Source organism: Neisseria sicca VK64 (assembly GCF_000260655.1).
Taxonomy (GTDB): Bacteria; Pseudomonadota; Gammaproteobacteria; order Burkholderiales; family Neisseriaceae; genus Neisseria; species Neisseria sicca_B.
On the sequence record NZ_AJMT01000082.1, the window covers coordinates 1 to 11946 of the forward strand.

13 protein-coding genes and 1 pseudogene are annotated in these 11946 nt (G+C 53.5%); 12 read left to right on the forward strand and 2 right to left on the reverse strand.

Annotation, left to right across the window (positions count from 1 at the left end):
• Both HMPREF1051_RS15160 and HMPREF1051_RS04885 read right to left on the reverse strand, forming a co-directional pair.
• A pseudogene (locus HMPREF1051_RS15160) lies at positions 1 to 255 on the reverse strand (hypothetical protein); the annotation flags it as partial.
• Positions 159 to 509 (reverse strand): helix-turn-helix domain-containing protein, encoded by a 351-nt coding sequence (locus HMPREF1051_RS04885; RefSeq protein ID WP_003765219.1) that lies wholly within the window; start codon positions 507 to 509, stop codon positions 159 to 161. The gene HMPREF1051_RS04885 and the pseudogene HMPREF1051_RS15160, both read right to left, overlap by 97 nt.
• A gap of 160 nt (positions 510 to 669) precedes the next feature.
• On the opposite strand from HMPREF1051_RS04885, the gene dusB reads away from it, so the two are divergent.
• The 12 genes from dusB (at position 670) to HMPREF1051_RS04945 (ending at position 11394) form a co-directional block, all read left to right on the forward strand.
• A complete protein-coding gene (dusB, locus tag HMPREF1051_RS04890) occupies positions 670 to 1674 on the forward strand; it encodes a tRNA dihydrouridine synthase DusB (protein WP_003765231.1) in 1005 nt (334 codons plus the stop codon).
• A gap of 39 nt (positions 1675 to 1713) precedes the next feature.
• Positions 1714 to 2085 carry a hypothetical protein gene (locus HMPREF1051_RS04895; protein WP_003776673.1) on the forward strand — a complete coding sequence of 124 codons (372 nt, stop codon included), beginning with the start codon at positions 1714 to 1716 and terminating at the stop codon, positions 2083 to 2085.
• 111 nt (positions 2086 to 2196) lie between these two features.
• On the forward strand, positions 2197 to 2820 hold the full coding sequence (locus HMPREF1051_RS04900; protein WP_231286262.1) for a LysE family translocator: 624 nt from the start codon (positions 2197 to 2199) through the stop codon (positions 2818 to 2820).
• A gap of 179 nt (positions 2821 to 2999) precedes the next feature.
• Complete coding sequence (locus HMPREF1051_RS04905) at positions 3000 to 3239, forward strand: Fis family transcriptional regulator (protein ID WP_003761869.1); 240 nt, start codon at positions 3000 to 3002, stop codon at positions 3237 to 3239.
• 31 nt (positions 3240 to 3270) lie between these two features.
• Entirely contained in the window at positions 3271 to 4044 is a 774-nt protein-coding gene (locus tag HMPREF1051_RS04910) for a glutamine amidotransferase-related protein (RefSeq protein ID WP_003765223.1), read from the forward strand.
• Positions 4045 to 4090: 46 nt separating this feature from the next.
• Positions 4091 to 4954 carry a DMT family transporter gene (locus HMPREF1051_RS04915; protein WP_003765227.1) on the forward strand — a complete coding sequence of 288 codons (864 nt, stop codon included), beginning with the start codon at positions 4091 to 4093 and terminating at the stop codon, positions 4952 to 4954.
• A 100-nt stretch (positions 4955 to 5054) separates the two neighbouring features.
• Entirely contained in the window at positions 5055 to 5873 is an 819-nt protein-coding gene (locus tag HMPREF1051_RS04920; protein WP_003765233.1) for a hypothetical protein, read from the forward strand.
• A 55-nt stretch (positions 5874 to 5928) separates the two neighbouring features.
• Positions 5929 to 7155, forward strand: a complete 1227-nt coding sequence (locus HMPREF1051_RS04925) for a chloride channel protein (RefSeq protein ID WP_036491930.1) — start codon at positions 5929 to 5931, stop codon at positions 7153 to 7155.
• A gap of 375 nt (positions 7156 to 7530) precedes the next feature.
• On the forward strand, positions 7531 to 8010 hold the full coding sequence (locus HMPREF1051_RS04930; RefSeq protein WP_003765240.1) for a hypothetical protein: 480 nt from the start codon (positions 7531 to 7533) through the stop codon (positions 8008 to 8010).
• A gap of 111 nt (positions 8011 to 8121) precedes the next feature.
• Positions 8122 to 9702, forward strand: a complete 1581-nt coding sequence (gene purH, locus HMPREF1051_RS04935; protein WP_003765217.1) for a bifunctional phosphoribosylaminoimidazolecarboxamide formyltransferase/IMP cyclohydrolase — start codon at positions 8122 to 8124, stop codon at positions 9700 to 9702.
• Positions 9703 to 9968: 266 nt separating this feature from the next.
• On the forward strand, positions 9969 to 10682 hold the full coding sequence (locus HMPREF1051_RS04940) for a helix-turn-helix transcriptional regulator (RefSeq protein ID WP_003765221.1): 714 nt from the start codon (positions 9969 to 9971) through the stop codon (positions 10680 to 10682).
• Positions 10683 to 10800: 118 nt separating this feature from the next.
• Complete coding sequence (locus HMPREF1051_RS04945; protein WP_003765222.1) at positions 10801 to 11394, forward strand: glutathione S-transferase family protein; 594 nt, start codon at positions 10801 to 10803, stop codon at positions 11392 to 11394.
• Positions 11395 to 11946 lie beyond the last annotated feature (552 nt).

The window sequence follows — 11946 nt, forward strand, 5'->3', positions numbered from 1 at the left end:
GCGCCTTTGTCCGTAGCGTCCTTTATGCCGCCGGTAGGTTTCGACGAGGAGGGCTTTGTCGGCTGCGTCGGGGTCGGGTCGGTCTTGGTGGTGGTAGTAAAAGCTGCTTTTGGGCAGGTTTGCGATGTGCAGCAGGTATTTGAGCGGGTGTTGCGCCCTCAGTGTTTGGACGGTTTGGCTTTGTCCTTTTCGGTCTGTTTTTGGCTGAGGGCTTTTAACTCCTTTAAATAGGCAACCTTTGCGCGCATATAGCACAACTCTTCGATAAGCTCTGCCTGCGTTTTTTCTTGGTCGGGTTTATCTGAGATGAAGGGGTTTTTGCGGTGTTGGGGCATGGTTTTGGATTGGGGATGTTCGAGTGCGCCGATACCGCCTTCTTGATAGGCGCGTATCCATCGTCTCAGGTGGGTTCGGGAAATGCCGTAGTGGTCTGCGGTACGCTGTTGGCTGCGTATATGCAGGTAGTGGAGTACGGCTTGGTATTTGAAGTGTAATGTATATTTGCTCATAAAAAAACTGCACCTTGTGAGTTGGAGGGGATGTGTCCAACTTTTGGGGTGCAGTTCACTTTTTCAGACGACCTTTTTTCCTGTCCGTCAAAGTAAATCCCATTGGAAACCCTGCTTAAAAATTGTACAATGGCAGCCCTTTCCATACGGCGGTTTGACCATGCGCATCGGCGGCTACATTATCGACAATCCCATTGCACTCGCCCCGATGGCGGGCATTACGGACAAGCCCTTCCGCCGACTTTGCCGAGATTTTGGCGCGGGTTGGGCGGTGTGCGAAATGCTGACCAGCGACCCGACGCTTAGAAATACCAAAAAGACCCTGCGCCGCAGCGATTTTGCCGATGAAGGCGGTATCGTTGCCGTCCAGATTGCCGGCAGCGATCCGCAGCAGATGGCGGATGCCGCGCGTTACAACGTCAGCCTCGGGGCGCAGGTTATCGACATCAACATGGGCTGTCCCGCCAAAAAAGTCTGCAACGTTCAAGCCGGCAGCGCGCTGATGCAAAACGAGCCGCTGGTTGCCGCCATTCTCGAAGCCGTCGTCCGCGCGGTGGACGTTCCCGTTACCCTCAAAACCCGTTTGGGCTGGCATGACGATCATAAAAACCTGCCTGCCATCGCCCGCATCGCCGAAGATTGCGGCATCGCCGCCCTTGCCGTCCACGGACGCACACGCACGCAAATGTATAAGGGCGAAGCGGCTTATGATCTGATTGCCGAGACCAAAGGTCGTCTGAACATCCCCGTCTGGGTCAACGGCGACATCACTTCGCCGCAAAAAGCCGCCGCCGTCCTCAAACAAACCGCCGCCGACGGCATCATGATAGGGCGCGGCGCACAAGGCAGGCCATGGCTTTTCCGCGATTTGAAACATTACGCCGAATACGGCGTTTTGCCGCCTGCCTTGAGCTTGGCAGAGTGCAATGTCACCATTTTGAACCATATCCGCGCCATGCACGCGTTTTATGGTGAAGTCGCCGGCGTACGCATCGCCCGCAAACACATAGGCTGGTACATCGACGAAATGCCCGACGGCGAGCAAACACGCCGGGACATCAACCGCTTGGACAGCGCAGCGGCACAATACGATACCCTAGCTGCCTATCTTGAGACGCTTTCGGAGAAAACCGACCGCTGGGTGTGTGCATATCGTGAAGGGTAGGGCGTTTCAGACGACCTTTTTATCTTGCGAGAAGTAAATATGAAATTAACGCCGCGTTTACAAAGCTTAGGTATTGCTGCGCTGTTGATGACAGGATACGGGTTTTATGCTTATGACTATAATTTGATAGCCTGTAAATTAATGGATCGCAATTGGAATGACGACAAGGGCAGGTGCATGAATCCCGATTGTCGTCAACATGATGCGTGTATGTTGAGTGCGTTTAAGAGTAGAGCGACATGCGAAACCATCCGCCCCGGTGACAGTTTGGACAAGGCTTGGTATGTACTGGGCGAACCTTGGTATGAGAAAAACGGGCGTTTCTTTTGGGATGATAAATATGGAGATCATGTAGCAGAAATCGAACCGGACGGAGAAAAGGTTGGCAAGATTACCTGCTTGGGGGAGTAGGTTGCGTGGACTGTAATCCGGCATGGTGAAGGCTTGATGGTTAATCTTCATTCATTCTTAAAGGCTGATGCGCCTTTCTACAACCCCCTCTTTAATACAAAAGGCTTCATTATGACTTTTTGGCATGGCTTTTGGATTATCACCGGCGTACATTTTTTGGCGTGCATGTCGCCCGGTCCCGATTTTGTACTCGTTTCGCAGCAGGCGTTGAGCCGGGGGCGGGCTGCCGGAATGTTGACCGCGCTGGGCATTGCGTTGGGATTCGGTATCCACATTATTTATTCCGTACTCGGCTTGGTCACGCTGGTGGCTCAGTCCGCCCCGCTTCTGACCGCGGTCAAAATCGTCGGCGGCCTGTATCTGCTGTATATCGGCTATAAAGGTTTGCGCGCGAAAGCTGCGGGCGGGACGGTCGAAATCCGTAAGGACCATATGGCGGATGAACCGACATGGAAAACGATATGGCGCGGGGTGTTGTGCAATGTGCTGAACCCGAAGGCGGTCGTGTATATGCTGTCGCTGTTTACCGTCGTATTGTCGCCGGATACGCCGATGTGGCAGATGGGGGTTTACGGCGTATGGATGGCGCTGATGCTGTTCGTTTGGCTCGGCCTTGTCGCGCTGATGTTGTCCGCCCCTGCCGTGAGCAAACGTTTTCAGCGTTTCGGTCATTGGATAGACCGATTTTGCGGTGGAGCGTTGGCTTTGCTGGGGATTAAGGTTATCAGCGGATAGCTTGGGTTGTCGGGCCAACAGGATGATTCTTATCCGGAAATGGCGGCAATATCAGGTCGTCTGAAAACACAATTTCATCGAAATAAAAAACAATCTATTTAATTCAAACTCAACAAACGTCGTCTGAACCCCGTTTCAGACGACCTGTCATCTTTAAAAACAACGAAGGAGGATATGTTATGAAACAACCCATCCCCGATATTGCGCAATGCGTTGAACAGAATTTGCAACAGTATTTCAAAGACTTGAACGGTACGGAGCCTTGCGGTGTGTACGACATGGTGTTGCACCAAGTGGAAAAGCCGATGCTTGCGTGCGTGATGGAACAATGCGGCGGCAATCAGTCCAAAGCGGCGGTGATTTTGGGACTGAACCGCAATACGCTGCGTAAGAAACTGTTGCAGCACGGTTTGCTGTAAATATCAGGCTTGTTGCAAAGGGAGAAAACTGATGAAGCAGGAGTTTCGCCATGACGGCGGTACGCGGGGGAAAACGTTGAACGTCCATTTCATCCTGCACGAGGATTTTGAAGTGCCGGGCGCGTATTGGGATTGGGCGCGGTCGCGCGGTCATCGTACGGCGTCGACTAAGGTTTATGAGTCGGAAGCGTTGCCCGAAAACGCGGACGGTATCGATTTTCTGATCGTCATGGGCGGACCGCAGTCGCCCGATGAAGACAGGCAGGCTTTTCCGTATTACGACCCTGAAGCCGAGCTGCGCCTGATGCGTCAGGCGGTGGCGGCGGACAAGTACATTGTCGGCGTGTGCTTGGGCGCACAGCTTTTGTCCGTCGCCTACGGCGCACGGCACGGGCGCAGCCCGCACCGCGAAATCGGCGTGTATCCGGTCGAGTTGACGCAGGAAGGTTTGAACGACCCGCATACCGCCTTGCTGGGCGCGTCTTTCCTTGCGGGGCATTGGCACGGAGATATGCCCGGACTGACGGATGGGGCGGCAGTATTGGCGGCGAGCAAAGGCTGTCCGCGCCAGATTGTCCGCTTCTCTCCCAAGCATTATGCGTTTCAGGCGCATTTGGAATTCGACCGCGCCGCCGTCGGCCTCTTGATTGCCGCCGACGGGCGCGAAAACTTGGCGGCGCAAAGCAGGACGCAGGCTTATGTGCAGCATCCCGATGAAATCGAGCGTTTCGATTTTACGCAGATGAACGCGAAACTCTTTGCCTTTTTGGATTCGTTGACCGAATCGGGGCAGGGTGGGGCGTGATGTCCTGCCTTTCATCAGTGCATCCTTTTATCCGACGACTTGAGCCATGATTTACCAAATACTCTCCTTATTGATTTGGGGCAGCTCGTTTATCGCCGCCAAATATACTTACGAGATGCTTGATGCCGCGTTGATGGTCGAGGCGCGGCTGTTGATTGCCGCATTGATGGTGCTGCCTTCCTGTTGCCGCCATTTCGGCAAGATTCCGCGCCGCGAGTGGAAGCCATTGTTGTGTATCGCCTTTATCAACTACGTCGTGGTGTTGCTGCTTCAGTTTATCGGCTTGAAATACACGTCCGCCGCCAGCGCGATTACCATGGTCGGGCTGGAACCCTTGCTGGTGGTGTTTGTCGGTCATTTCGTTTTTAACGATAAAGCCAAGATTTACCACTGGATTTGCGGGGCGGCGGCGTTTGCCGGCATCGGGATGATGGTGCTGGGCGGTGCGGAAGAGGGCGGCGCGGTCGATTGGTTCGGCTGTTTGCTGATTCTGCTTGCGGGATTCGGTTTCGCCGGCGTGATACGGCCGAGCCAGCAGATGATTGCCCGCATCGGCGCGCCCGCATTTACTTCTGCTTCCATGGCGGCGGCGGCGGTGTTGTGCCTGCCGTTTTCACTGGTGTTGGCTCAGAGCTATGAAGTCCACTGGTCGTGGGGCGGCGTGCTGTCGGTTTTGTATTTGGGGGTGGGATGCAGTTGGCTTGCCTATCTCTTATGGAACAAGGGCATGAACAAAGTTCCTGCCAATGTCTCCGGCCTCTTGATTTCGCTCGAACCCGTCGTCGGCGTCATCATGGCGGTATGGATTCTGGGCGAACATTTGTCCGCCGTGTCCGCTTTGGGCGTGTTCATCGTCATCGCCGCGACGTTTGTCGCAGGATGGCTGTCGAACAGAGGAAAGAATGCGTAAGGGGTCGTCTGAAAACGTGTGAACCGGGTTTTCAGACGACCTGAGAAGGTACGCGAGTATCTTGTTTTAATGTGGTTTTAAAAATATCAGGAAATTTTCGATGAAATATATGATTGCCCTGTTGCTTGCCGCTAGCCCCGTTTTGGCATCGGCTGCGCCCAATAACGACAAAGCTGCCGTCCAAGCAGCTATTGCCCAGTATTACAACCGACCGCTTGCGGCGCACAACTGTCAGCTTACTGAGCCGCCGAAAGACAGTGAGACAGCATCTGACAATATTATGTATTGTATGAAACCCGTTGCCGACCATAGCGTAACGCGCAACGGTAAAGCCACGCGCTATGTGTTGTACACGGGTTTTGCCTATGATATGAAGTACAAATTAAAACAGAACGCGCATGCCTCTTCGGGCTTGGCAGAATTGTTTGTTTTGGAAAAAACAGACGGCAAGTGGACAATCAAACAACATGGAAGCGATGAACTCGGCGCATGGGGGGATGTGCCGGAGAATAAGGATTGGCAGTTTGTTCAGATGGGCGAGCAAAACTGGGGCTACGCCGTCGAATCAGGCTATACGGGTCAAGGCGAAACGACAATTGGAAAAAACTTTCTGTTTACCGATAATAGCAACCGTATCCGCCGCAGCTTCATTGTGAATGGTAAAGATAATGGCGCATATTATGGCAATTGCGATGTATACAAAGGGCGGGAAAAACGCGATTGTGAAGACCGCTATACCAGCATCGATGCGAAAATTACCTTGGACAAAAGCCGTCCTTCAGTCTCAGGCGTTTGGGCATTAAGCGCAACGGTGCAGGGGGTGGATGGTAAAAAACGTTATAAAAATCAGAAATATGTGATTCCTTACAACGGCAAGACACACGTTGCGCCGAAAAGCTATCCGCTCAATGTTAATTGAGGCCGTTTGATTTTTTAACGAAACCGCCGAACCCTGTCTCAAAAACAAAATCCCCATGAAACATACGCACAAACTTTGGATAGCCCTCATCCTTACCGGCATCGTCGGTGGCATGGTCGGCATTGCCTTGACGGAGCTTATGCACTTTATCCAGCACACGGCTTACAGTTACGGCACGGGCGGCGGGCATGTTTCCTTTCGGGAAGGCGTGGTTCAAACGTCGTCTGAACGCCGCATCCTCGTATTGATTTTGTGCGGCGTCGCGGTAGGGTTCGGCTGGTGGTCGCTCAAACGTTTCGGCAGGCCGCAAATCGAAATCAAGGCAGCCTTGAAGCAGCCCTTGCAGGGGCTGCCGTTTTTCACCACCGTTTCCCATGCGCTGCTGCAAATCATCACCGTCGGACTCGGTTCCCCGCTCGGACGCGAAGTCGCCCCGCGTGAAATGACCGCCGCGTTTGCATCCGTCGGCGGCAGGCGTTTGGGTTTGGGCGAAGACGAAACGCGCCTGCTGCTTGCCTGTGCGTCGGGTGCAGGTTTGGCGGCGGTCTATAACGTCCCGCTCGCCTCCACGCTCTTCATCCTCGAAGCCATGTTGGGCATTTGGACGCAACAGGCAGTGGCCGCCGCATTGCTGACTTCCGTCACCGCCACCGCCGTCGCCCGCATCGGCTTGGGCGATGTGCAGCAATACCATCCCGCCCATCTCGATGTGAACATCCCGCTGCTGTGGTTTGCCGCCGCCATCGGCCCCGTTTTGGGCGCAACGGCGGTATGGTTTCAGCGCAGTGCCAAAAAATTTCCCTTCCTCAAGCGCAATGACCCGAAAATCATTCCTTTGGCGATTGCCTTGTTCGCCCTTATCGGCATCGTTTCCGTTTGGTTTCCCGAAATACTGGGCAATGGCAAGGCGGGCAACCAGCTTACGTTCGGCGGCATGACCGACTGGCGGTACAGCTTGGAAATGACCGCCGTCAAATGGTTCGTCGTCCTGCTCGCACTCGCCGCAGGCGCATACGGCGGGCTGATTACCCCGTCCATGATGCTCGGCAGCACCATCGCCTTCGCCGCCGCAGCCGCGTGGAACACCTTCTTCACCGCCATGTCGTCTGAAAGTGCCGCCGTCATCGGCGCGGCGGCATTTCTCGGCGTTTCCCTCAAAATGCCCCTGACCGCCATAGTCTTCATCCTCGAACTCACCTACGCCCCCGCCGCCCTGCTGATGCCTTTGTGCATCACGATGGCGGGTGCAGTGGCAACGGCAAGGAAAATGGGGTTTGAATAAGCAGGGCGGGGAAAAGGGTCGTCTGAAAACCGTCGGCGCGGGTTTTGTCCGAGCTGTCAGCCGCAGGACAGACATATCTGAATCGTTAGCCTTATGCAGGCAATAATGACGGAAGGGAACGGCAGAAAGGTCGTCTGAAAATCAATTCAGACGACCTTTTTTCTAGAAAAATTGTCAACAATATTTCCAGAAAACTGCTGCCAAAAACCCGAAACTAGGGGATAATACTGCCCTGAAAATTCATCCCATAATGTTTTGCCAAGATTGAAGACGTATTCTGTCAAACTGACCGCCAGTGTCTTCAAACTTGCATAAGGCAGTTGGAAAACTAAGAAAGTAGCTTATTCACTCCCGAGTTTATAGAAAGAAACTGTTATGCAAAAAAAACACCTGATTTTTCTTCTTGCTGCCTTTGCTGCTGCGCCTGTGTTGGCAAAACCTGTTGTTGTTCAAGAAGCGCAACTGCTCGGTAAATGGCAGTGCGCTGCCACTAATAAAACGCCGATGACGTTTACTTTTGGCAGTGAGCAAAAAGTAAGCGTGATTGTGGATATGAATTTTCCTTCACCTGATGATGAAACCTTAGTTTATCGGAATTTTGCAGATGGTACTTGGACGTTGGACGGAGGAAAAATTGGTTTGAATATTAAAATCACCGATGTTCAAAGACAACATAGCACAGCTAAAATTCGCACCATTCTGTGGCGTAAAGTGGATAAGGAAATGTTTGCCCAGATGAGAAACGACATTGGTAAATCAGATAAATCGCAAATGCAGGTTAAAAAAATCGGGAATGACAGCCTAAGCGTCCGTATGCAGGGTGATAGACAAGATATTGCTTGCCGCAAGGTATAAATTTATTGAATTGCCCAAGAGAACGCCATCGGAGCTAAACATCTCATCAAATTTTGTTTCATTTTTGCGCTAGCAGCGTGTATCGATTAAACCTTCAAAAAAGGAATCCCCATGCCTTCCATCAAACGCGCCCTGATCAGCCTGTCCGACAAGACAGGCGCAGTCGAATTTGCCCAAACCCTGCACAAACTCGGTGTCGAAATCCTCTCCACCGGCGGCACGGCGAAGCTGCTTGCCGATGCGGGCGTTCCCGTGATTGAAGTCGCCGACTACACCGGTTTCCCCGAAATGCTCGACGGCCGCGTGAAAACGCTGCATCCGAAAATCCACGGCGGTATTTTGGGGCGGCGCGATTTGGGCGAACACGTCGCCAAGATGGAAGAGCACGGCATCGGCAACATCGACCTCGTGTGCGTCAACCTCTACCCCTTCGCCGCCACCATCGCCAAACCAAACTGCACGCTGGAAGACGCGATTGAAAACATCGACATCGGCGGCCCGACCATGGTGCGCTCCGCCGCGAAAAACTGGAAACACGTCGCCATCGTTACCGACACAGCCGATTTCCCCGCCATCGCCGCCGAACTCGAAGCCAACAACGGCGCATTGAGCGACAAAACCCGCTTCAACCTGTCGCGCAAAGCGTTCAGCCACACCGCCCAATACGACGGTATGATTTCCAACTACTTAACCTCACTTTCAGACGACGTCTTGAGCGGCACGCCCGAAGTCGGCGAGTTCCCAAGCCAGTTCAACCAAAGCTGGATTAAAGTGCAAGACATGCGCTACGGCGAAAACCCGCACCAGCGCGCCGCGTTCTACCGCGATGTGTACCCCGCCGCAGGCAGCCTCGCCGCCTACAAACAACTGCAAGGCAAAGAATTGTCCTACAACAACATCGCCGATGCCGATGCCGCATGGGAAGCCGTCAAATCCTTCGATGCGCCCGCCTGCGTGATTGTGAAACATGCCAATCCGTGCGGCGTCGCCGTTGCAGCTGATACATTGACCGCCTACAAACTCGCCTACGCCACCGACACCACCAGCGCGTTCGGCGGCATCATCGCCTTCAACCGCGAAGTGGACGGCGCAACCGTGAAACAGATTACCGACAACCAATTTATGGAAGTCTTGATGGCGCCGAAGTTCACCGCCGAAGCCCTCGAAATCGCCGCCGCTAAGAAAAACGTGCGCGTATTGGAAGTGCCTTTGGAAGCAGGTGCGAACCGCTTCGAACTCAAACGCGTCGGCGGCGGGCTGCTGGTACAAACGCCCGACATCCACCGCATCAGCCGCGCCGATTTGAAAGTCGTCTCCAAACGCCAACCGACCGAGCAGGAATGGAACGATTTGCTGTTCGTCTGGAACGTCGCAAAATACGTCAAATCCAACGCCATCGTGTTCGGCAAAGGCGGTCAAACTTACGGCATCGGCGCAGGCCAAATGAGCCGCGTGGACAGTACCCGCATCGCCGCCCGCAAAGCGCAGGACGCAGGTTTGGACTTAAACGGCGCGTGTGCCGCCTCTGATGCCTTCTTCCCCTTCCGCGACGGCGTGGACGTCATCGCCGAACAAGGCATCAAAGCCATCATCCACCCTGCAGGCTCGATGCGCGATCAGGAAGTCTTTGACGCGGCGGACGAACACGGTATTGCCATGGTGGTAACGGGCGTTCGCCATTTTAGGCATTGATTCAAGTTTGATTGAAGCAAAGGTCGTCTGAAAACTATTTTCAGACGACCTTTCGTGCAATTGCCATGACTCCTTAACCGCTTGGTAGTAAACGAAATCGAATCGGAACCCTTGCCCATTCAAGCCCGAACCCGCTACTCTTCCGCTTCCCATGACGGCCATGCCTGATGCAGCAATGCGTAGGCAATCAGGCTGCCCGGTTATCCGCATATTTCAGAAATCAAACAAACTGCCCCCTTCCTCAAAGGAAATCAAGGAGACCCACCATGCCCAACCGTACCGACCGCCTGCTCAAACTCTTGCAGCTTTTGCGCACCAGCCGCCATCCGAAAAGCGCGCGGCTGCTGGCGCAGGAGCTATGCATCAGCGTGCGCTCGGTATACCGCGACATCGACACGCTGCGCCATCAGGGCGCGGTGATAGACGGGGAAGCGGGCGTGGGCTTTGTGTTGCAGCAGGATTGCAACCTGCCGCCGCTGATGTTCAGCGAAAACGAGCTCGAAGCACTGATGCTAGGCATGCGCTGGGCGGCGGCGCATGCTGATGGCGAAATGGCGGAGGCGGCACGCTCGGTGTTGGGTAAAGTGCACGCAGTGCTGCCCGCGCGCTTGGCGGAGCAGGCAGAAGCCCATGCGGTGTATCCGATTAACTGCGCGACGACGTTCGGACACGACGAAGAACACGTTCTGGCGCAGGTGCGGCAGGCTTTGCGGCAGGAGCAGACACTCAGTTTCAGCTACACCGATGTGCAAGGGCAGGCCAGCCGACGCACGGTGTGGCCGGTGGCGTTGGGCTATTGGGACAACGTGCGGCTTCTGGCGGCTTGGTGCACCTTGCGGCAGGCATTCCGCCATTTTCGTTGCGACCGCATCGCGCAAATTCAAACCGGCGCAGCCTATCCCATGCCGCACCGCCTGCTGCTGCAACGCTGGCGGCAGCATGAAGGGCTGGATTTGAGCGCGTTTGATTTGAGCCGCTAGTGCGATGCGGTTTGACCAAGACCATGCTGCTGACAGAAACTGACACAGCCATGAGGTATCCTGACTGGGTTTTAGACAGCCTGCAAACACCTCACCCACAATTGGACAAGGAAACATCATGAGCAAAATCACCCTCTATACTGCAAATCCTTCACGCGGCACCAATGTACGCTGGATGCTGACCGAATGCGGCGCGGATTACGACAACGTGGTGCTGGATTACCCGCAGCTCAAAGAGGCGGACTATCTAGCCATCAACCCGATGGGCAAAGTACCTGCTATCAAACATGCTGGGCAAGTGATTACCGAATTGCCCGCCATTCTCACCTATCTGGCCGAGCTTTTCCCCGAAAAACGGCTGATCCCGGCTGCGGGTACTCCGGAGCGCGGGCAATACTACCGCTGGCTGTCGTTTGGTTCTCAGCTCGAATACGCTATTCTTGACCGCTGGCGTCAGGTGCCGCAGAGCGAGGAATGGCGCCGTTCCCTCGGCTACGGCGATTTCGATACCGCGCTGCATACCCTGCAAACCCTGCTGTCCGACGGCCGCGAATACGCCGTGGGACAACATTTTAGCGCGCTCGATATATACTTGACCGCTCTCTTGAGCTGGGGCATGTTCCGCGCCCAAGTGCTGCCGAACGCTGAACCGTTTGCCGGCTATATGCAGCGGCATTTGCAACGGGAAGCGGCGAAGGCGACGTTGAAATAAGGTGCTGCGCAAAAAAAGGCTACCTGAATCTTCAGGTAGCCTTTTTTTGTAGAAATTCCTAGGGACTGTGTTGCACGTTTTATTTGTTTGGGGCTGTGGCGGTTGGTATGGCAAGGTTTTTGTACCGTTTATTTTTGCCATTGGGGAGAAAAATCAGCTTGCGATAGGGATATTGCCAACAATTTTTCGCTTTCTAGAGGCATATTTTTCTTTTAAACAACAGTTTTATTCATGGTGTCCCGTATTTTGAAAATACAGGGGAATCATGGAATTAATAAAAAATTAATGAATAAAAATAATCGCTTAAAAATGATAATTGATTAGAGTGTTAACCTTAAATACAACAAAAATTATATTTACTGCGAGTATTGTTACAAATCTTAAAATATTTACTAGCTATACAACGATTATCCTGATATTATACCGTTCATCATAAATACACCGATTATCGTTAAATTAAACCATTTGTCTGGTCAGTGATTGAACGGAGCAATCCTGATTCTGTTTGCAGAATTAAATATAGAGAGCCATATCTTATGACTACCGTTGCAA

What these genes read in the sequence shown, in the direction of transcription:
- purH (WP_003765217.1), top strand. Translation starts at nt 8,122, where the DNA reads ATGCCTTCCATCAAACGCGCCCTGATCAGCCTGTCCGACAAGACAGGC.
- HMPREF1051_RS04895 (WP_003776673.1), top strand. Translation starts at nt 1,714, where the DNA reads ATGAAATTAACGCCGCGTTTACAAAGCTTAGGTATTGCTGCGCTGTTG.
- HMPREF1051_RS04910 (WP_003765223.1), top strand. Translation starts at nt 3,271, where the DNA reads ATGAAGCAGGAGTTTCGCCATGACGGCGGTACGCGGGGGAAAACGTTG.
- HMPREF1051_RS04925 (WP_036491930.1), top strand. Translation starts at nt 5,929, where the DNA reads ATGAAACATACGCACAAACTTTGGATAGCCCTCATCCTTACCGGCATC.
- HMPREF1051_RS04940 (WP_003765221.1), top strand. Translation starts at nt 9,969, where the DNA reads ATGCCCAACCGTACCGACCGCCTGCTCAAACTCTTGCAGCTTTTGCGC.
- HMPREF1051_RS04915 (WP_003765227.1), top strand. Translation starts at nt 4,091, where the DNA reads ATGATTTACCAAATACTCTCCTTATTGATTTGGGGCAGCTCGTTTATC.
- HMPREF1051_RS04905 (WP_003761869.1), top strand. Translation starts at nt 3,000, where the DNA reads ATGAAACAACCCATCCCCGATATTGCGCAATGCGTTGAACAGAATTTG.
- HMPREF1051_RS04920 (WP_003765233.1), top strand. Translation starts at nt 5,055, where the DNA reads ATGAAATATATGATTGCCCTGTTGCTTGCCGCTAGCCCCGTTTTGGCA.
- HMPREF1051_RS04900 (WP_231286262.1), top strand. Translation starts at nt 2,197, where the DNA reads ATGACTTTTTGGCATGGCTTTTGGATTATCACCGGCGTACATTTTTTG.
- HMPREF1051_RS04885 (WP_003765219.1), bottom strand. Translation starts at nt 509, where the DNA reads ATGAGCAAATATACATTACACTTCAAATACCAAGCCGTACTCCACTAC.
- HMPREF1051_RS04945 (WP_003765222.1), top strand. Translation starts at nt 10,801, where the DNA reads ATGAGCAAAATCACCCTCTATACTGCAAATCCTTCACGCGGCACCAAT.
- HMPREF1051_RS04930 (WP_003765240.1), top strand. Translation starts at nt 7,531, where the DNA reads ATGCAAAAAAAACACCTGATTTTTCTTCTTGCTGCCTTTGCTGCTGCG.
- dusB (WP_003765231.1), top strand. Translation starts at nt 670, where the DNA reads ATGCGCATCGGCGGCTACATTATCGACAATCCCATTGCACTCGCCCCG.